14 protein-coding genes are annotated in these 20,484 nt (G+C 37.1%); 12 read left to right on the forward strand and 2 right to left on the reverse strand.

What is annotated here, in order from left to right:
* The 5 genes from FHY60_RS04485 to FHY60_RS04505 all read left to right on the forward strand — a co-directional run bounded on the left by FHY60_RS04485 (nucleotide 1) and on the right by FHY60_RS04505 (nucleotide 7,916).
* Complete coding sequence (locus FHY60_RS04485; RefSeq protein WP_139903825.1) at nucleotides 1–1,320, forward strand: oligosaccharide repeat unit polymerase; 1,320 nt, start codon at nucleotides 1–3, stop codon at nucleotides 1,318–1,320.
* Complete coding sequence (locus tag FHY60_RS04490; RefSeq protein ID WP_139903827.1) at nucleotides 1,320–2,210, forward strand: glycosyltransferase family 2 protein; 891 nt, start codon at nucleotides 1,320–1,322, stop codon at nucleotides 2,208–2,210. Before FHY60_RS04485 ends, FHY60_RS04490 begins: the two co-directional genes overlap by 1 nt.
* Before the next feature lie 98 nt (nucleotides 2,211–2,308).
* Entirely contained in the window at nucleotides 2,309–3,535 is a 1,227-nt protein-coding gene (locus tag FHY60_RS04495) for a transposase (protein WP_139903735.1), read from the forward strand.
* Between the two features lie 750 nt (nucleotides 3,536–4,285).
* A complete protein-coding gene (locus tag FHY60_RS04500) occupies nucleotides 4,286–6,985 on the forward strand; it encodes an Ig-like domain-containing protein (RefSeq protein WP_139903829.1) in 2,700 nt (899 codons plus the stop codon).
* 124 nt (nucleotides 6,986–7,109) lie between these two features.
* Complete coding sequence (locus tag FHY60_RS04505) at nucleotides 7,110–7,916, forward strand: SLAP domain-containing protein (RefSeq protein WP_139903831.1); 807 nt, start codon at nucleotides 7,110–7,112, stop codon at nucleotides 7,914–7,916.
* A 324-nt stretch (nucleotides 7,917–8,240) separates the two neighbouring features.
* Here the strand turns inward: FHY60_RS04505 and FHY60_RS04510 are convergent, their stop codons facing one another.
* On the reverse strand, nucleotides 8,241–9,719 hold the full coding sequence (locus FHY60_RS04510) for an alginate O-acetyltransferase AlgX-related protein (protein ID WP_139903833.1): 1,479 nt from the start codon (nucleotides 9,717–9,719) through the stop codon (nucleotides 8,241–8,243).
* A gap of 17 nt (nucleotides 9,720–9,736) precedes the next feature.
* On the reverse strand, nucleotides 9,737–10,984 hold the full coding sequence (locus FHY60_RS04515; protein WP_180375471.1) for an MBOAT family O-acyltransferase: 1,248 nt from the start codon (nucleotides 10,982–10,984) through the stop codon (nucleotides 9,737–9,739).
* 449 nt (nucleotides 10,985–11,433) lie between these two features.
* On the opposite strand from FHY60_RS04515, the gene secA reads away from it, so the two are divergent.
* The 7 genes from secA to FHY60_RS04550 all read left to right on the forward strand — a co-directional run bounded on the left by secA (nucleotide 11,434) and on the right by FHY60_RS04550 (nucleotide 20,484).
* Nucleotides 11,434–13,800, forward strand: coding sequence for a preprotein translocase subunit SecA (gene secA, locus FHY60_RS04520; RefSeq protein WP_139903837.1), 2,367 nt, complete (start codon nucleotides 11,434–11,436; stop codon nucleotides 13,798–13,800).
* A gap of 127 nt (nucleotides 13,801–13,927) precedes the next feature.
* A complete protein-coding gene (locus FHY60_RS04525; protein WP_139903839.1) occupies nucleotides 13,928–15,139 on the forward strand; it encodes a polysaccharide pyruvyl transferase family protein in 1,212 nt (403 codons plus the stop codon).
* A gap of 23 nt (nucleotides 15,140–15,162) precedes the next feature.
* On the forward strand, nucleotides 15,163–16,608 hold the full coding sequence (locus tag FHY60_RS04530) for an oligosaccharide flippase family protein (RefSeq protein WP_139903841.1): 1,446 nt from the start codon (nucleotides 15,163–15,165) through the stop codon (nucleotides 16,606–16,608).
* A gap of 39 nt (nucleotides 16,609–16,647) precedes the next feature.
* A complete protein-coding gene (locus FHY60_RS04535) occupies nucleotides 16,648–17,856 on the forward strand; it encodes a Coenzyme F420 hydrogenase/dehydrogenase, beta subunit C-terminal domain (protein WP_139903843.1) in 1,209 nt (402 codons plus the stop codon).
* A 154-nt stretch (nucleotides 17,857–18,010) separates the two neighbouring features.
* Nucleotides 18,011–18,682: a sugar transferase gene (locus FHY60_RS04540; protein WP_139903845.1), complete on the forward strand. Its 672-nt coding sequence runs from the start codon at nucleotides 18,011–18,013 to the stop codon at nucleotides 18,680–18,682.
* A gap of 332 nt (nucleotides 18,683–19,014) precedes the next feature.
* Nucleotides 19,015–19,812 (forward strand): zinc ribbon domain-containing protein, encoded by a 798-nt coding sequence (locus FHY60_RS04545; RefSeq protein WP_139903846.1) that lies wholly within the window; start codon nucleotides 19,015–19,017, stop codon nucleotides 19,810–19,812.
* A 30-nt stretch (nucleotides 19,813–19,842) separates the two neighbouring features.
* The gene (locus FHY60_RS04550; RefSeq protein ID WP_139903848.1) at nucleotides 19,843–20,484 is read left to right on the forward strand and encodes a hypothetical protein; all 642 of its coding nucleotides are present in this window, start codon (nucleotides 19,843–19,845) and stop codon (nucleotides 20,482–20,484) included.

Consider the following 20,484-nt stretch of genomic DNA (forward strand, 5'->3'; position numbering starts at 1 on the left):
ATGATATATGCATTTGCTGTACTCCAGCTTTTATTTCTTGGTTATTACATATATATAGGAAACAAAAAACAGGGGCTGACCTTCTGGGTAGACCCCTCTAAGATCTTTGTGCTTTTATGGGTGACCACCATATGTTTGTATAATTTTCAGTTCAGTGGACTGTATTCACCAACTTTACAAATTAATTTGATAGTTATGCTGATCATTGCAGCAATTATCTTAATACTTAGAAACAATTCCATTAGCAGTGAAGAGGCCATAGGACTTATAGATGAGATCAGTAAGGAAAATTCCTATAATACATATTACCTGGTGTCTAATGTGATCTTTTTTATGGCTGTGCCAACCTTTATTAATAATGTGCTGCACTATGGCTTAGCCTTTCTTGCAGAAAATAAAATCGGCAAGCAGCCTATGGAGCACTATTCTTCCTATATAGTATATATGCTTACCCTGTGTGCCCAGATAAAGTACATACTATATAGGACCTTTAAGAATAAAAAGGATCTTATAGTACTGATTATAAGTGTTTTGGTGCTTTTTCTTACCTTGAACAGAGGCCCCATAGCCTTTTTATTCACTACAATATATATATATGAAGTAATTCACTTCATCAAAATAAAGGATAGAATTTCAAAAAGAAAAATCTATATATCCATTTCCGCTGCAGTTTTAGCAGTGGTTATCTTCCTTCAGCTTTTTGCTTATGTTGGTAATGCAAGAATGGAGTACGCTCTTAATAAGTATAATAAGACCCTGCAGCAGCATTATAAGATGAGTGATTATATGCCTGACTCCTTGGTGTGGGTATACATGTACCTGACAAGTCCCATGGATAATGCGGCACATTCTATGGCTAGTCAGGAAGTGGAGTTTACCTATTTTAATAACCTGCTGTACCCCTTTATAAAATTATCAGCCAATATAGTGGGTAAGGGTGATGAATACAGGCAATGGCTAAACCATAGAAAGACTCTCAGTCCTCATTTAGCTCAGTCCGTGGGACTTACTGCTGACTCTTTTATAGTAGAGGCCTATCAAGACCTAGGATATGTAGGGGTACTAGTATATATTGGAATATATTGCGGTCTGATATACTTTACCATGAGGCTGAACAGGAGAAAAACAGACTTTTCTGCCGTAGGAGCCATGGTCATATATTCAAATACTCTAAACCTGCTGCTCTGGAGTGTGTTTGTCAACTCCTTAAAGATTCCTGTATTGCTGCTGAATATTATGGCGGTGGTGGCAGTAGAACTTAATCATAAATATAAATTGCTGCCAAGATTATATGAATTTATAAAGAAGAAGGTGAGATAATGAATAAGAGAGTATTTATTATTTTACTGAATTACAATGGGGCTGTAGATACAATTGACTGCATACATTCATTGGAAAGAATAGATTATGATAATTATAAAATAGTGGTAGTTGATAATGAATCCACGGATAAGTCTGTTTCATTAATAAAAAAAGCAATAGGCAATAAACACATATTTATGTCCTCCGGTAAAAACGGAGGCTTTGCTTATGGGAATAATGTTGGTATAAGGTATGCACTGGAACAGGGAGCGGAGTACATATTATTGATAAATACGGATACCTTGGTGGAACCGGACTTCTTAAGCAAGCTTGTAGGTGCAGCGGAAGAGCATCCTGAGGCAGGCTTGGTTACAGGCAGGATACTCTATGAGGGAAACAGAGACAAGATCTGGTATGGCGGCGGAGAAATAAATTGGAAGAGATTTTATGGCAGCCATTATCAAGGAGAAAATACCGAAGACAAGGGTGGCCTAAGAAAGGTAACCTTTGCCACCGGCTGTCTTATGCTCATCAAGGCAGAGGTGTTTGATAAGGCGGGCTTCCTGCCGGAAGAATATTTTATGTACTACGAGGATGTAGATTTTTGCGCAATGATCCAGGAGCAAGGCTTCACAATCCTCTATGAACCCAGTGCGGTAATATATCACAAGGTCAGCGCTTCCAGCGGAGAAGAGGAGTCTGCCTTTGCAGTAGAGTGGAATACAAGAAACAGAATCAGATTTATCAGAAAGTATAAAAAGAGAATCAATTTTTTGAGCTATATAAAGTTAATGTTATTTTTTTATATAACCCGTATAGGAAAAATTGCAGGATATATATCAAAAGGACGTATAGACAAAGTAAAAGCATTAATAAAAGGAGTAAATTTCATATTTTATAATCATTGATTTTACTAACTTTTTTATTATTCAAAAAGGAAATTCACCCCAAAATGTCGAATATTTAAGTATCACCAAAAATACACAACAAAGAGGAGTGAATACTTATGTATATTCGACAAGAATGCCTATTTTCCTTTGAAGAAATAATAAAATTACAACCTAAAACTAGGCTTGAATTAATTCTAGCCCAACTAGATTTTTCAAATGTATTAAATGGTTTAGCCCAGCTACACGCTACGCGTGGCCCGAAAGGGCATAATGAGCTAGCACTATTGTATGCTTTAGTTGCTATGCAAGTTGAAAAAATTAAATATTTTAATAAGTTAGTCGATAGACTTAAGACTGATCCTATATTTAGGTATAATTGTGGTTTTAACATTTTAGAGAAAACACCTTCAGCATCAACCTTTAGTAGATTTTTAACTAAGCTATCCAAAATACCTTCATTGGAATATGACTTCGATTGTTTAGTTAAAAAGGCCATTAGTATAGGAATTGTTGATGGTTCAAATGTAGCAATCGATTCTACTAAAATTGATTCTTTTGAAAAAGCTAGACCTAAATCCAAACTTAAGAATGATGCTGTTTCTCCAAACTGGGGAGCTAAGAACGATACTGATGGTAATAAAATACGTTGGTTCGGATTTAAGCTTCACATACTGGCAGATTGCAAGAGTGAACTACCCTTAAGCATATTGCTATCTCCCGCTAGTTATAGTGATGGAGATTTAGCTATTCCGCTGATAAAAAAGTTCATCACCAACTACTCTGGAGTTTTGAGTCCTAAGCATTTTATTATGGATAAAGGTTATGATTTTCAAAAGATTTATGATTATGTTACTCACGATGTTAAAGCACAACCAATTATAGCTTACAATCCTAGGGCACAGTATGCTCCACCAGAAGGATTTAATGAGAAGTTTGAACCCATATGCTCAATGGGATATCCATTAACTTACTGGGGAAAAGATGGTGACTACCTTAAATTTAGATGTCCCCAAGCAACCGGTAAGGTTAATTGTCCATTTGGAACAAAGCATTGTAGCAATTCAAACTATGGATTTTGCCTAAAGGTAAACTATAAAGAGAATAATAGGTATTACTCTTATCCTCTTAGGAGCAGTGAAGATTGGCAAAAACTCTATAATCAACGCACCTCTATCGAGAGGTGTAACTCAAGATTGAAAGAGTACCTAAATGTTAATAATCTGCGTTCAGCAGGTATTAGAAAAGCAAAAGTTGTAGCTCTACTAAACTGTATGGCTTTAGTAGCAGGCACTATTGCTGTTAATCAGAAGTCTAACGACTTAAATTTAAAGCAAGCAGGATAAATTTATTAGTTTTAAAAGTTATCCACAGGTGCAATAGCACCTTGGCTTTGCTATTATCTTTTTCTGAACAAAATAGTTAATTATTAACAAAAAGTAATGATTTTTAAATATAATTGAGGAAGTTTAATTGTGCAATTTCCTCAAAAGGAATATTTTTTTAAAAAAAGCTGGTTTTTATTAGAACTTTTTCCTTTATAACTACGTATATAATGTAGGAACCAAAACTAGTGAATATATCCATCCATGATATGGTAGGTTCGTGAAATGTTTGCTGAAAAACTTTTATTTGATAATTCTATAAAATGGGTGTATAATTACTAAAGAAAGGTAAAAACTTGTCCTAATTGGTACTGGTTGTCCTAATTGGTACTAATGGAAATATTTTTTCATGTTTGGTGCGAATTGGACAAAATAGTCTATTTGCCCCAGCTAAAGCAAATAATTCTAAAAAAAATGTGGACAAACACTAAGCTGTGTATTATAATTTAAATTGTAATATTTGAAAGTTTATTCAAATAAAGAATAAATCTTTAAAATACTACAGTTTGGTTATATATTGGCAAGGATTCCAATATATTATAAGGACATAGTAAATATGAAGTATCTTAACCATATGTACATATAAATTTCACGATTGTATTCCTGGGGTGTACGGTCGGACAAGCATCACGTGTTTTATAAGCCTTAATTTATTTTTTAGGCTTTAAAAATAAATATAATATATATTATCTAAATAGGAGGGAAACTCAAATGAACAAAAAAGTTGAAAAAGCTCTAGGTAAAGCTTTGACAGCAAGTTTAGCTGTTAGCATGGCTGCAGGCGTTTCAGCAAATGCTGCTACAGCATCATCAGCTGATATACTTTACAAAGCTGCTTACAACGCAGTAGTTAAAGCTAAGACCGAAAGAACTCAAAAAGCTATCAATGAAGCAAGAGAAGCTATAAAGGCTCTTAAAGGCACAGGTGCTGCTTGGGCAATCGGCGAATTCTCAAAGCAAGTTGATACAGTACAAGGACCAAAATTCAAGGCTATAGTTGATGGTATTGCTAAAGCTAAGGCTAGCCAGAAGCAAGCAGACGTTGATGCTGTAAGAGCATTAATCGAACCAGAACTACCAGCTGTATACAGAAATTCTTACAGCTCAGCTGTTGACGCTGTACAAGGTGCATTAAACGCAAAAGTTGATGCGGCTGTAAAGAAGGCTATAGAAACTCAAGCACAGGCTGATGTAGATGCAGCTACAGCATTGGTTAATGAAGTTAAGTCTTCAACTAATGCAAACATTAAGGCTTGGGCAGTACTTATTGAAAAGAAGTTAGTTGATGGAACAGCTGCTCTTAAGGTGGTTAGCGTAACTGCTTCAAACTTAAAGGAAGTTGTTGTTACATTCAGCAAGCCGGTTAATGTTGATACAACTAAGCCAGCATCTGATTATTTTGCTGCAAAGAATAACACTGTAGCAAATATAGCTCTTTCAGCAGACAAGAAGGTTGCTACTCTAACTTTAGGAACTGCTATAGCTCAACAAGGAGATGTAGAAGTTACAGTTAAGAAAGTATTAGGCTTAGTAGCTGATGAAACTAAGACTATAAATGTTATAGATACAACTTTACCAGTAGCTGAAGCTATAAAGTTAACTGGACCAAGAACATTCGAGTTAACTTTCAGCGAACCATTAAAGGTTAAGCCAGCTGTAGAAGTTGAAAATGGTATCTATGGTGCTACTGTTGGCGATCTTTCAGCTGATGGAAAGTCATTAACAGTTACACTTGGAACTGACTTGGCAGCAGGAGACTACAAGGTTAAGGTTACTGACTTTGAAGATTATGCTGCTTTCAAAGGATTAGCAAAGACTTTCACATTAGCATTTGTTAAAGATACAACTGCTCCAGTTGCATCAATAAAGAAGGCTTCACAGAAGGAAGTTGTTATAGAGTTCAGTAAGGCTGTTACTGGCTTAACTAAGGAGAACTTCTATCACACTTATTCTGCATGGCAGCCAAGAGCAATCGAAACTACTGATGGAGGAAAGACTTATAAGTTAGATTTCTCAAATCAGTACTTACAAGAAGGTAATGTAGTTATAACTGTATTAGCTAAAGTTGGAGATGTAGAAGTTAAAGACGCTTGGGGCAATAAGATGGCAGCAGATGCTAAATTAGTTGCTACAATCGTTAACGACGTAACTCCACCAACAGTTACTAAGGTTGAAGCTACAGCAGAAAATAAAGTTGCTGTAACATTCTCAGAAGATGTTGTTAAGCCACTTACTGGAAACTTCGTTATTAAGAATAAAGATGGAAAGGTTGCTGCAGAAGTAACAGTGGTTGATGAAGATGCTGATAACAGCAAACTTTACAACTTGACATTATCCAAGAAGTTAGACGGTGGAAATTACACTGTTGAAATAAAAGATGTAGTTGATAAGGCATTATCAGCAAACAAGATGGCTCCTGCAACATTTACAATTACTGTAACTGATAAGACTGCTATAACACTTTCAGAAGTTAAAGCTGCTTACGTATTAGATTCTACAAAGGTTAAGTATGTATATGTTACATTCCCAGAAGCTGTTGCAGTGACTGGTTCATATTCAGCATTAAACAAGGATAACTACCTAGTTCAAGGTGCTGCATTAAAGTCAGCTGATAAGATTGAAAAGTTTGACGACAAGACTGTTAAGATTACATTAGCAGAAGCTGTTGACTTAGCATCTGCAGCTGCTGACAGAGTAGTAACTGTAGGAAGAATAGCTGACCTTGCTGGTAACGTACCAACTGCAATGTCCGCAAACATTGCTTTAGAGGCTGCTGCAGCTCCAGTAAAAGCTGACTTCAGCGCTAAGATGGTTGGCTTGAACAAAGTTGAAATCACAGTTAAGGCTAAGCTTACTAACGTAACTGCTGATGCATTCCTAGCTAAGAAAGGAGCTGCTGCTGCAAATACTTTCGCTGCTGCTACTTATGTAATCAATGATAAGGGTGAAACAGTTATCACTGGTACATTAAAGTCAACAGAAGCTTTAGCTGACAAGGAAGCTAGTTCTTTAGCTGCATTAACTTTCGAAGTAAAGGCTGACAAGCTAAAGACTTTAACTGGCCAGGTTGTTGGCAATATAACTGGTATTACTGCTGCTGATGGAATCGCTCCAGCTGTTAAGGAAGTTAAGCAGGGTACTGGTGCAGCAGTTGAGATTGTATTCGATGAGGATATAACATTGCATACACTTGCAGCTACAGATGTTGTTGTAGTTGATAAGGATGGCAAGACTCTTGTTGCTGGTATAGGCTATACTGTATCTGCTAGCGGAAAGACACTAACAATTGACTTAGATGATGCTTATAAGGGTAATGTAACTGTAAGCACTAAGTCAACAGTAACTTACATCAAGGATGCTGCTGGTAATACTGTAAATAGTGTTGCTGCTAAGACTGTTGAAATAAAATAATTTCAATATAAAAGTAAGGGTGGGTTAGTCCCATCCTTATTTTTTTAGCAGAGTATACATTGACTAATGTTTGTAAGAATATTATATTAATACTAGATTGTTCTTATTTTCTGGAGGTGAAAGAATGGCAGCAGCTAATAAAAATATAGAACTCTATATTTCCGATTCAGCAAAAGCTAGGATATCTGACTTTAGATTGAATTTGATGAAAGAAGAATTGAAGGCTATAAATGAAAAATATCCAATAGAAAAAAATACTGTGGATATACATATATCCTATGCCTTAAATACAGATGAGGGCATTGAGGTTGAATTTTATATAAGGAATAGTTGTGATAGAGTGATCAATTTTGATCAAGTAGCTCTTATGTTGGTTAAGGAATGTTTAGTTATCGCTACAATAGATGCAGATTTACGGGAAGTTGGTAATATACCACCATTTTCAGCTGTACCCGCATTGGTAGTCTTCAAAGATGTGAGAGTGGAAACAGAAGATCTTGCTAATGTAGAAATTCAGTTCTCTAACGAAGTAGAATTTGCAGCGATAAAAACAGTGGAAGTAGATATAGACAATATTCCTGAAAACTTACAAAGTAAATACCGAAGAACTATTGAGAAATATGCAGCCAATCTACCGAGACTAAAGAAAGATTCTGTTGACTTAAATGCCTATGATGTTTTCTATGATGAAGAGGGCAATATAAATGTAGTACTTTTCATAAGAAACGGTTATGATAGAAATTTAAGAGTAAAGAGGTTCCCACTGGGAATATATAATGCCGATGACGTGCTTATATATCATGGTGAATTTAATGCAAGGGAGTTAGCCATAAAGGCGAATTCTTCAATCTTAACTATTGTTAAAATACCGAAAGAATTACAGCCAATTACTGATACAGATTTATCAAAATTCAGAGTAGTTTTTAATTAATTTAAATTGCCATAATATCATAAAAAAAGATTGATAATTTAAATTGTTAATGCTATACTGTGGATGTTTATCCAGTTATATGAAATATTTTGATTTTGATACCAATTCAAGAAAAATAAAATAAACTTGGATAAATGCACAAAAAACACTTCAATTTTCTAATAGTATGTGCTATAATAAAAATGTAAAGAAAAGTTAGTTTTAATTTGCAAAATGGAAGTTCAAACCATTGCTTCTATTTAGATAATAGTAAGAGTCGACCAAAAGTTGACTCTTATTCCCTTTCCAGCAGTAAAAAAAGCTGTCCCTTAGGGCAGCTTTTTCTTATTTATAGAACTCTATACTTCTCAGGTTTACTTCTATATTTGCTCTATTACCTATATCAAACCTGAACTTGGTCACACCCTTCAGTTCCTTCCCAAACTCAATAATATAGTTATCCTTTCCTGGAACCACAGTTATAGTCCTGCTGCCTGCCTCAGTAAATTTCCCTTCGGTTTCAGCAGAGGCCCAGAAGATTTGCACAGGCTCTCTGGAGCTTACCCTTGCTAAGTCAAGGCGTATATATTTCAGATCCACAGCAGGGAAGGTCCAGATTATCTGGCTGTCGTTGCCCTTGGATACATACAGCTCTGTATTATTAACGCCGGGCTGATGGAAGGTGTCGTTGAGCTTTATGTCTGTTTTATCCCCAGTATAGGCTATATCTAATGATTGTACTAGCTGTTTATCTTCCAGAACCTTAAGATCATCATCAAATACGTTAAGGTTATAGGTTAAGAGGTTTGATATATGGCGCTCTACTATTTCAAAATAAACCAGCTTAGTATCGGATAACTTTCCAGGCAGAGTGTCTATAAGAGGATTATTTAAATAATGATAATCCAGCCTCATACCAAAATAAGGAGTAATAAGAGGCAGTAAGTTGTAGCTAAAGGAGTCAAAATAGGCCAAGGTCTTTGGCAACAGGTTTTTGGTTTCAGCCAGCTTAATATCAGCTGTGGCTTCCAGGATATTGCTGTCTATACCCAAAAGCCCGTCCAGATCACCGTCGTAATTCTTAGTTGATACGGTTTCTATGGACAAATTTCCTTCAAAATTGTATTTAGCTGCATACTTGGACATGAACTCATTGGCTACTAAGGCTGCAGCAATATCATTCCAATGGGTATCTCTCTTATAGTACAGAGAATACTTATCCTTATTTTCAATTAAGACTTTCTTAGCATCTAAGGTATTAATATTTTTATGCTCCAATGCCTTCATAAGTCTTTCATAGTTGCTCTCAGCATTGGGATTTTTCTGGGGTATCCCAACAAACTCAGGATAGATTGTACTTTTATTAGGTGCTACATAGAAGATAAAATCAATCCCTTCCCTGGTCAGATTATCCTGAAAAACCCTGAGCTTGTTGGCTATGAGTTCTATATCTTCATCTTTTAAGAGGTTAGTCCTATGATAATCCGCCATCTCATCGCCATGAAAGAGGTAATCATTAGTCCCCATATGGACCTTTTCATGGGTAGACTTTTTAAACAGGTTTACATCTATAGTATTGGACAAACGTATCAGATGGTCTCTGAAGCCAAAGTTGTCGTTATAATAGGTTTCGTAAGTCTGAGTAAACTTAGCCAGAGGCTGCTTAATATCAAAGACAGGCTTCTGAGCCTTGACCCTTTTTTCGTTTAATATATCGGCTTTAAAGAGCTGCGTATTCATTTGAAAGAGCGGCAGTGCAATTATGACACAAAAAGCTGCAATATATAGCTTTTTAAATAAATTTTTTCTTATATTTTCTCTCATATCTATTATCCCCCCTTCTAGAATTGAAAGTATATGAAGGGCATGTAGCTTCCGGTGGTTAACAATGCCAAACTATAAATTAATAATGCTAACGAAAAACAACTTTTTGTAAAGCCAAGCAAACTTGCATTTATCCTGCCTTCAAATTTTATAGATGGCATCAGGCTCAGCACTAAGGAAATTATCAATATTACAATAAATTTAGTATCAATACCCAGTGCTGCGTTGCTTAAAGCCGAAGCCGGTGTATTGTTAAAGAGGGTTTTCACAAAACCTAGTGCGTAAGGCAGGTCCACAGACCTGAAGAATACCCAGCCCAGGGCAACCAGGAAGAAGGTCCAGAGCTGACTTATAAAGCCCGGCAGCTTACCAAGAAGTTTTCCGCCGCCAACTCTTTCAAGGCAGCTTAATATACCATGGTAGGCTCCCCAGATTACAAAGGTATAACCGGCACCATGCCACAGTCCGCTTAGCAGAAAAATTATCATAGTATTGAGCAGGGTTCTGCTTGGAGATATCCTGCTGCCGCCAAGGGGGAAATAAACATATTCCCTTAAAAAAGAGGTAAGGGATATATGCCAGCGTTTCCAAAAATCTGAAATACTCTTAGCAATATAAGGCCTGTTGAAGTTCTCTGTAAGTTCAAAGCCTGACATCTTTCCAACTCCCAGTGCCATATCTGTATAACCGGAAAAGTCATAATAGATCTGCAGGGTATAGAGAAGCATACCTAACCAGGCATATCTTGTCCCAAGTGAATTGGGAGCTGTTTCGAAAATTTTGTTTGCCACCTGTTCAAGAGCTGTGGACAGGATAACCTTTTTGCCTAGGCCAATTGAAAATCTGTAGATTCCCTCTGCAAATCTATCTGCGGTATGTTCTCTCTTGCGGATTTGAGGTGCCAGGTGATTGAACTTATCAATAGGGCCCGCCAGAAGCTTGGGAAAGAATAATATATAAAGTGCAAAATCGAAAATTGACTTAAGAGGTTTTTCCTTGTTTTTATAAATATCAACTATGCAGCTTATCTGCTGGAAGGTCATGTAGGATATTCCCAGGGGAACCAAAAGCTTTACTTCCTTAAGCTGCTTAGTAGTAAAGTCATTTAGTATTCTGTTGATAAAATCAATGGCAAAGTTTGTATACTTATAGGTAAAAAGCAGAATAAGGTTTAAGGCTATAGAGATAAAAAGTACCACCTTTTTCCTGCCGCCGGTAGATTTGTCCAATATAATTGCAAGAAAATAATTAATAATGATACTCAAAAGTATTACTGAGAAGGTATATGGAGAACCCCACAGATAAAATACAATGCTAAGCAATAAAAGAACTATATTTCTGTACTTTTCCTTAATTAAATTGTAAAATAGTAAGGAAAGGGGTAAAAATAAGAGAATAAAAATTATTGAATTAAAAGACAAGACCATTCTCCTTTCGATAAAAATTCCGTATATAATTATATATTATACACTAAAATTGATAAATGTATAACCTTTGATATGCTTTATACACTATGCGACAGCAATGTTTCATGAATGAGCAATGAGTAATTAGTGATGAGTAATTATAGTTGCTTTTCCTCCCCAGCGGAGGAAAAGCTTCCATAACTACTCATTGCTCATTACTAATTACTAATTATAAAATGTTGTGCAAATCAGCCTGTGTATATATAATAAGAAGGGGAATTTAAGACTACTTTGAAGGAGTGTAAATAATGAGCAACCTGCTGGATGTGTTTGGAGATTATAGTGCCAGAGAAATAAAGAGAATTATGCCCATAGTTAAGAAAATAGAGAGCTATGAAAAAGAAATGTCAAAGCTGACCGATGAGGAGCTTAGAAATAAGACTGAAGTTTTCAAGTTTAAGCTTTCAAAGGGAAAGACTTTAGATGATATACTGCCGGAAGCTTTTGCAGTGGTCAGGGAGGCTGCCTATAGAGTTTTGAACATGAAACACTATGAGGTGCAGCTTATTGGAGGTATTGTGCTTCACCAGGGTAGAATAGCGGAAATGAAGACAGGAGAAGGAAAGACCCTGGTTGCTACACTGCCGGCGTATCTCAATGCTTTAACTGGAAAAGGGGTACATATAGTTACTACTAATGACTACCTAGCAAAAAGAGACAGAGATGAAATGGGCCAGATCCATGAGTTCCTTGGCTTAACCGTAGGAGTAATTCTCCATGATATGGAGCCTGAGGAAAGAAGGACAGCCTATAATATGGACATCACCTACGGTACAAACAATGAGCTGGGCTTTGACTATCTGAGGGATAATATGGCTATCAGCAGGGAAGAGAGAGTAATGAGGTCCCTGAACTATGTCATCGTGGATGAAATTGACTCCATACTCATCGATGAGGCCAGAACACCGTTGTTAATTGCCGGGGAAGGGGACGAACCTTCAGAGGTCTATTATGCTGCGGACAATTTTGTAAAAAAACTTAAGAAAGATGAACACTATGTGGTAGATAATAAGGTAAAGGCGGTAACTCTTACAGAAGCAGGTGTTGAGCTTTGTGAAAAAGAGTTTGGTATAGAAAACCTGGCAGATGAAAAAAATAGAAATATACAGCATCATGTAGTTCAAGCCTTAAAAGCCAACTATATCATGATGAATAACAGAGACTATATAGTAAATGACGGTGAGGTTCTCATAGTTGACGAATTCACCGGCAGGGTTATGGACGGCAGAAGGTTCAACGAAGGCCTCCACGAGGCCATAGAAGCCAAGGAAGGTCTAGAAGTAAACAATGAATCAAAAACTCTGGCTACCATAACATTGCAAAACTTTTTCAAGTTGTATAACAAGCTCTCCGGTATGACAGGAACAGCCTATACTGAGCAGATGGAGTTCAGAGAAATCTATAACCTGGACGTGGTGGTTATTCCAACAAACAAGCCTGTAAAAAGAATCGACCATAATGATGAGGTCTATAAAACTACCAGGGCTAAGTACAATGCCATAGTAAGGGAAGTAATTGAAAGCCATGAAAAGGGTCAGCCTGTACTTGTAGGTACCTCTTCCATAGAAAAGTCTGAAGACATATCTGCCCTCTTAAAGAGAAAGGGCATAAAGCACTATGTTTTAAATGCAAAAAATCATGCCTTGGAAGCTAAGATTATTGCCAAGGCCGGCGAAAAGGGTGCCGTGACCATTGCTACCAATATGGCCGGCAGAGGTACGGACATAAAGCTGGCCCCCGGAGTAGCTGAATTAGGTGGACTTAAGGTAATCGGTACAGACAGACATGAGTCCAGAAGAATAGACAATCAGCTGAGAGGCCGTTCCGGCCGTCAGGGTGATCCCGGTTCTTCCAAGTTTATTATCTCCTTAGAGGATGAGCTGCTTAAACATTTTATGCCGGAAAGATTCAAGGAACTGGTTGAGAAGATGGCTATGGATGAAAATGTTCCACTGGAGGGCAAGCTTTTGAACAAGGCTATAGAAAGTGCCCAGAAAGCTGTTGAGGCTAACAACTTCGCCGCCAGAAAGAATTTGGTAAGCTATGATGACATAGTCAATGTTCAGAGGAAGGTAATATATGATGAAAGAAACAGGGTTCTGGACGGTGAAGATCTGAGAGATGATATACTGTCCATGCTAAGTGAAGTCATCAACAGGATGGTAACTGAATTTTTGGGTGATGCTTCCTCAAAAGAACGGGATGAAGAATTAAAGAACCTGATTGTATTTGCGGAAGAACTTTGCATTCCGAGCAATAGGTTAAGCTATGAAGAATTAAAAGGTAAAACCAATGATGAGCTAGAAGAGATAATTTACTCCATAGCCTGCGAGGTGTATGAGGAAGCAGAGAAAACACTGGGCGAAGATAGAGTCAGAACCATAGAAAAGGTAGCCCTCCTGAAGACTGTAGATGAGAAGTGGATAGAGCACATAGACAACATGGAATACTTAAAGGAAGGTATAGGCCTGAGAGCCTTCAAGCAAGTAGATCCGGTACAAATCTTCCAAATAGAGTCCTCGGAAATTTTCTACGAAATGCTGTATAGTATTAAGTACAATACTATTAAACAGCTTTTCTATAACTTAAAAACAAACAAATCATTTAATAATTAGTGAAAATAACGAGTAATTAGTGAAAATAATGAGTAGTTAAGGAAGAAATTTTATAATTGTTGCTTTTCCTCCGCTGGCGGAGGAAAAGCTTCCATAATTACTAATTAAAAAAGAAAGGTGTTACGTCATGAGAAATATTCTATTGATGGGTTACTCTCTGAACTCCGGGAACAAAGGAGTCAATGCTCTCACCAGGGGAACCGTTGACGCCCTGTTAGATAAATATGAAGATAATATAAAAATAACGATGTTTTCCTATACGGTAAAAGAGAAATGTATAAATGAATACTTCCATAAGGAGAGAAAATATTTGATAGATGAGTATCCAGCAGGCTTGAAAACCTTGGTGAAGGGATTTTTGGGAAAGGGCAATTTCACGGGGAAGTTTTTCAGGGAGAAGATTGAAGAGGCTGATTTAGTATTGGATATCAGCGAAGGAGACAGCTTCAGTGATATCTACGGCTTAAAGCGATTTGTTCTACATTCCATTTTGAAACTCTACACTCTTCATTTAAAGAAGGGCCTGATACTCATGCCTCAGACAATAGGTCCTTTTAAAAACCCCATTGTTAAAAAAGTCGCAGCTAATATTATAAGACGATCCCAAAAGGTCTATACGCGGGATAAGATCAGCTACAACATTGTAACTGATTCCTTGAAGGTGTCTTCACAAAACCTAAAGTGCTCTCCGGATATGGCCTTTTATATGGAGCCGGTGCTACCAATGAAGGTTAAAGACCTGTTTTACCAGGGTGAAAAAAACTTAATCGGTGTCAATATCAGCGCACTTTTATATAATGGAGGCTACAATAAGAGTAATATGTTCTCACTTAAGACCGATTATAAGGAACTGATTGATGATTTTTTGGCCCATATTCTAACAAAAACGGATGCTAATGTAATATTGGTGCCTCATGTACTAGATAAGGATATTGAAATAGAAGATGATTTCAGACTTTGCGAAAAAATATATGAAGAGATTAAAGAGAAATATAGGGGTAGAGTGAGGACTTTGGATAAGTTTTACGCAGAGAACGAGCTTAAGGGCATAATTTCTCAGTGTGATTTCTTTGTTGGCAGCCGAATGCATGCTTGTATTGCAGCAATCTCTACCACTGTGCCAACAATGCCCATAGCCTACAGCAGAAAGTTTGCAGGGATCTGGGAAGACTTAGGGCTTGGAAGATGCGTTTCAGATCCGAGAGAGGAATCTAAAGAGGACATCATAGTGAAATTTGATAGCTTGTATAGTGAGAGAGCAGATATAAACCAGCAACTTAGGGAGAAAGTTCCCCAAGTAAAAAATGCAATAAGAGAATTAATTAACTCCCTGGGCTAAGCTTAGGGGGTAGGAGGAATGACGTGTTTAAGGATTCAATGATACTGACCCTCAGTAAGGGGATTAGAGGAATTTTGGTCATATTGTTCACCTTTGTAATGGCTAGAAAGATGCCGGAAGATGTAATGGGGGTTTATAATGCCCTGACTCTGGTAACCAACTTACTGGCAGTTATATTTATTTTTGGGTTTCCAACAACCCTAAGCTATTACTATAAGGGATTTGATAAAAAGCGCAAGGAGGAACTGGTGGGTAACACCCTGCTGGTTCTTGTAGCCATTTCTCTTATAATGGCGGCCCTGCTCATACCCTTAAGGGGCTTAGTAAGCAGCATAGGCAAGATGGATTTTGGCGAATATTACATCTTTATCATACTATATTCTGTTATCATGGTAGCCTTTGGATTTTTGGAAAACCTGTATGTCAGTGCTGACAAAACCAGTGTCCTGGGCAAGATTTATATCATATATATTATTATCAGCTTCTCCCTGAATATTGCGGCAATAGCTATTTTCAACAATCTATGGCTGCTGCTGGAGTTTATGATAATTGTGGAAGCTGTGAGATCCATAGTCATGCTGATAATAATAATAAGGATGGAAAAGATTAAGTTAACTATAAATAAAGAACTGTTAATAAAGCAGATTAAATTTTCTATTCCACTGGGTATAGTAGCCATTGTGCAAAATCTGAACATGTTTATTGATAATTTCTTTATCATGGCCAATTTTACAGAGAGGGAATATGCCATTTATTCCAATGCAGCTAAGGATATACCCTTGGTTGGAATAATAACTGTATCCATTGCTACGGTACTTTTACCCAGCCTTTCACAGTTATATAAGACAGAGAAAAATCCCAATAAGCTTTTAGAAACCTGGGGAAAGGCCTGCGAAAAAACTGCTGTTATTATGTTTCCAATCTTTTGGATTCTGCTTTTCTTCAACAAAGGTTACGTAATAGCCCTGCTTTCTGAAAAGTATATAGAAAGCGCCCCAATATTTGTCATATATTTGATAAAGTTTCCTCTATATTTCACAGTATTTGGAAATATATTGGTAGCAATAAAAAAGCAGAAGTATACCATGTACAACATGATCATCGGTATAGTTGTAAACATAACACTAAACTATCTCTTGATTCAAAAGATAGGCTTTTCTGGTCCGGCTTATTCCAATGTAATAGTCCAGTATTTATTGGTTTTTCTGCAAATCTATCAGATAAGCAGATTTTTGCAGGTGCCAAAGAGAAAGCTTCTGCCCTACAGGACATTGGCTATAATTTTTATTGTACCATCCATAATTTCGGCAATAGCTTACCTTATAGCTAGCTTTTTCAAAATAGATGTGGTTGTATCTCTATTTGTTTTTGGTATAATAATATACTCAGGGTCCTTGCTCATATACAGTAAATTAAAACTCATTGATATTAAGGAATACTATGGTAAGTTAAGAGGTAAAACTCTTTAATGCCAATGGTTGACAGAAGTCTGAGGAAAAGAGGTGTTCATGATGACATCAAAATTTGAAAGAGTTAAACAAAATGACCTATGTGCCGGCTGCGGCCTTTGCGGCTCAGTCTTTTCAAAAATTGATATAAAGTATAGTGAAAAAGGATATATAAGGCCATATACAGAAGAGGAGCTGACTGCAGAGGAAGATGAAATGTTTGGAGAGTTTTGCCCCGGTTATACAATAAAACATAACCTGGTAGGCGTTAAGGATTATGTTTGGGGCAGTCATGAAGATATTGTGCTTTCCTATTCCACCGATGAAGGCATTAGAGAAATGGCTTCATCCGGCGGAGTCCTGTCGTCCTTGTTAATTTTTCTGCTGGAAACAGGAAAAATAGATGCTGTTATTCATATAGGAGTTGCAAAGGATAATCCCCTGCTCAATGAGGTCAAAATAAGTTATACCAAGGAAGAGATTTTAAGCAATGCTGGCTCAAGATACTCTCCTTCAGCCCCGCTGAGCAACATAGCAGCCCTGCTGGAAAGGGATAAGGTGTATGCTTTTGTTGGCAAGCCTTGTGATGCAGGAGCCCTTAGGATGTTTGCCAAGGTGGATAAGAGAGTGGAGGAAAGAATCCCCTATATACTGTCTTTTTTCTGTGCCGGAGTTCCTAGTACTGAGGGCACCAGAAACATACTCAGAAAATTTAATGTAAAAGAAGAGGAAGTCAGGTCCTTCAGATATAGGGGGGAGGGCTGGCCGGGACTTACTAAGATAGTGACAAAGGATGGAAGAACCTATACTATGAAGTATGAAGAATCCTGGGGAAAGATTCTAAACAGAACTCTTCAAAGAAGATGTAAGATCTGTATAGATGGCATAGGGGAATTTGCGGATATTGTCTGTGGTGACGGCTGGTTTGGAGACGAAAAGGGATATCCTAAGTTCGAAGAAGGAAAGGGAAGAAGCCTGGTGGTCATAAGAAATCAGAAGGGAAAAGAAATCTTCCAAGAGGCCCTTAAGCAGAACTATGTGGCCCTAGAATCAAAGGTTGACTTTAAGTATATGAAGAATATTCAACCCTTTCAATATGACAGAAGAACTACATTAATAGCAAAAATTTTGTCAATGAAGCTTTTTAATATAAAAACTCCCATATATAGTTGGAAGGTTATGTTTAAGTCCGCTAAGTACAGCAAAATTAAAGACTTGGCAAGAACCTTTGCTGGTACCTCAAAGAGGATAATTGACAAGCGATTGTAGACATGGTAACTATAACTATTGAAACATTTGTAGTTTGTAGGTTATAATAATAACGTGAGATTTGAGACAGCAGGCTGATATTTAAGAATATATTAGTGAAAACTGGAAATACTCTTTAATGCTTGGCAAATATAATACCAAGGAGGAGTTTTATATGAAAGAAGTACAAGCTGCAAAAAAGTTTAATATACAGGGAAAGTTAAGTTTTAGTGAGGATATATCTATGTATAATATAGTGAAAAGAGTTCTTGATATCATCGGAGGGGTAGTCGGTCTTATATTATTTAGTCCGCTAATTCTTATTGTAGCCATCATCATTAAACTGGATTCCAAAGGGCCAGCAATTTTTGGTCATAACCGTCTCGGTAAGAACGGTAAAATTATTAAGGTATATAAATTCAGGTCAATGGTTCACAATGCAGATGAATTGTTAAATAACCTTTCTGAAGAGGAGAAAAAAGAATTTGAAAAAAACTTTAAGCTGGAAAATGACCCTAGAATAACCAGAATTGGAGGTTTTTTAAGAAAGACAAGTATTGATGAACTTCCACAGTTTTTTAATGTTTTAATAGGCAATATGACATTGGTAGGTCCAAGACCCATAGTGGAAAAGGAACTGGAAAAGTACGGAAAATATAAAGACAAGCTACTTTCCGTAAAGCCGGGCCTAACAGGCAACTGGCAGGTCAGCGGAAGAAGTGATACCACTTATGAAGAAAGAGTTATGCTGGATATGGAATATATAGATAAGAGAAGCATATGGAATGACATAAAGATAATGATTAAGACAGTGTATGTGGTTTTAGCTAAAAAAGGAGCAAAGTAAAAACAGACAACCGGAGGTTGTCTGTTTTTAATGATTAATGAGTAATTAGCAATGATTAATTATGGAGGATTTTTCTCCATTTCACTATGAAAAATCTTTTACTTTATTAATTTAATAGAAATTCAGTTCCGCTGAATTTCTTCCTTAATTACTAATTGCTCATCACTAATTACAAATTGAAACAAGGTTTTGCTTAATAGTTTGTAAGGTTTACATAAATCTTCCAGTATGACTTTTATCTTCCTACTGGTAAAATATCTAGCAATATCGTATAATATACCTTAGATTACTTTTTGGTAATACTTTTAATAATTTTTAAAGGGGGACCCATAATGTTTTGTGAAAAGTGCGGGGCGCAGCTGCAAGCTGATGCAAAATTCTGTACAGTATGCGGATATGCTGTAAATAATGGTCAAACACCTGATAGTGTTGACAATAATACCACTCAGCAGTCTGCCTATAATCCCGGAATGAACAATACTGCTTATAACAACGAAGGTCTTGATTTTAGCGTTAACAATAACTCTTTTGTTGACGATGGATTCGGTGCTCAAATGCAGCCCGCCCCAATACCTAAATCAAAGAAGACACCAGTTTTGGCTGGTTTGTTTGCTGCACTGGCTGTAATTGCAGTTCTTGCAGGCCTATACCTTACCCTGGGCAGGAAATTGTTTGCTACTCCTGCAGATAAAACAATGCAGGCCTTAAAAAACCTTACCAAGATAGAGGCTGTAGATGTTGCTACAGAATTAAAGCTAAAGCTTGAAGGTTCTTCCAGTGAGAACATCTTAGTTAAAGATGTAATTGAGGGAATGGCTATCAGGGTAGGCGGAAAATATGATCAGAATAAAAAACAAGGTGCTTTTGACATTGCACTGAATTTCAAGAAAGTGCCCGTTGTGGAATTGAAGGCCTACATGGATGAGGATGTAGTCATAATACAATCAGAGCAATTACTGGACGAGCCGTTATATGCAAGCCTGGAGGACCTGGAAGAATTGGCAGGGGAAGACCTCAGTGGTATGTCACCAACAATGACTATTGACATGGACCAGTTTGCTGCCTATGAAAAATTCATAGAGGAAATTCAAGAGGACAGCAGGTACAAGACCGTGTCAAAAAATTACTGAGACTTCTTTGAAGAGGTTCTTTCAGAGTATGTGAAGAAAAATGGGTCTGTTAAGGTAGCTGTTGTTGAAGGCGGCAAGGAAAAGACTGTCAATGCTGATGAAATTGAAATGACAATAAATGACGCTTTCATAAAGAAGGTTATAAAAGGCCTGTTGGAGAAAGTTGTAGATGATAAAGACCTGAAGGCCTTAATAAAGGACAAGGTTCAGGAATTCTATGATTTAGCAGAGAAAAATGGGGACCTGGAGGAACTGGATTTGAATGAAGAGACCTTCAGGGAATTCATAGATGGATTTGATACTAACTGGGATGAAGCTATGGCTGAGCTGGAAACTGCCCTTGATGAACTGGAGTCAGAATTAGCTCATTTCCAGTTTAACTCAAATGCTAAATTCCGAATAGATTCAAACAACAGATTGAGACAGATAACCTATGAAATAGAGACCGGAGAGCTTTTAGGAGAAGCCATGGGCATGGCTGGCTTAAAGGGATCCCTGGTAATAGAAACTACCTACAATGCCTTTGATGGTGATGTTGAAATAGAAAAGATATCCACAGATGGCGCCAGAAACTTAGCAGAAATGGATGAGTATGAATTAATGGATATGATGGGATCTATTACTGAAAAGCTGCAACAAGCAATTATGTCTACTTTCGGCGGTGGCTTTTAA

The organism is Clostridium thermarum, assembly GCF_006351925.1.
GTDB lineage: Bacteria > Bacillota > Clostridia > Clostridiales > Clostridiaceae > Clostridium_AU > Clostridium_AU thermarum.

Excerpts from the sequence above, each read along its gene's own strand:
- FHY60_RS04490 (WP_139903827.1), top strand. The coding sequence starts at position 1,320 with ATGAATAAGAGAGTATTTATTATTTTACTGAATTACAATGGGGCTGTA.
- FHY60_RS04525 (WP_139903839.1), top strand. The coding sequence starts at position 13,928 with ATGAGAAATATTCTATTGATGGGTTACTCTCTGAACTCCGGGAACAAA.
- FHY60_RS04510 (WP_139903833.1), bottom strand. The coding sequence starts at position 9,719 with ATGAGAGAAAATATAAGAAAAAATTTATTTAAAAAGCTATATATTGCA.
- FHY60_RS04535 (WP_139903843.1), top strand. The coding sequence starts at position 16,648 with ATGATGACATCAAAATTTGAAAGAGTTAAACAAAATGACCTATGTGCC.
- FHY60_RS04545 (WP_139903846.1), top strand. The coding sequence starts at position 19,015 with ATGTTTTGTGAAAAGTGCGGGGCGCAGCTGCAAGCTGATGCAAAATTC.
- FHY60_RS04505 (WP_139903831.1), top strand. The coding sequence starts at position 7,110 with ATGGCAGCAGCTAATAAAAATATAGAACTCTATATTTCCGATTCAGCA.
- FHY60_RS04500 (WP_139903829.1), top strand. The coding sequence starts at position 4,286 with ATGAACAAAAAAGTTGAAAAAGCTCTAGGTAAAGCTTTGACAGCAAGT.
- FHY60_RS04495 (WP_139903735.1), top strand. The coding sequence starts at position 2,309 with ATGTATATTCGACAAGAATGCCTATTTTCCTTTGAAGAAATAATAAAA.
- FHY60_RS04540 (WP_139903845.1), top strand. The coding sequence starts at position 18,011 with ATGAAAGAAGTACAAGCTGCAAAAAAGTTTAATATACAGGGAAAGTTA.
- secA (WP_139903837.1), top strand. The coding sequence starts at position 11,434 with ATGAGCAACCTGCTGGATGTGTTTGGAGATTATAGTGCCAGAGAAATA.
- FHY60_RS04485 (WP_139903825.1), top strand. The coding sequence starts at position 1 with ATGATATATGCATTTGCTGTACTCCAGCTTTTATTTCTTGGTTATTAC.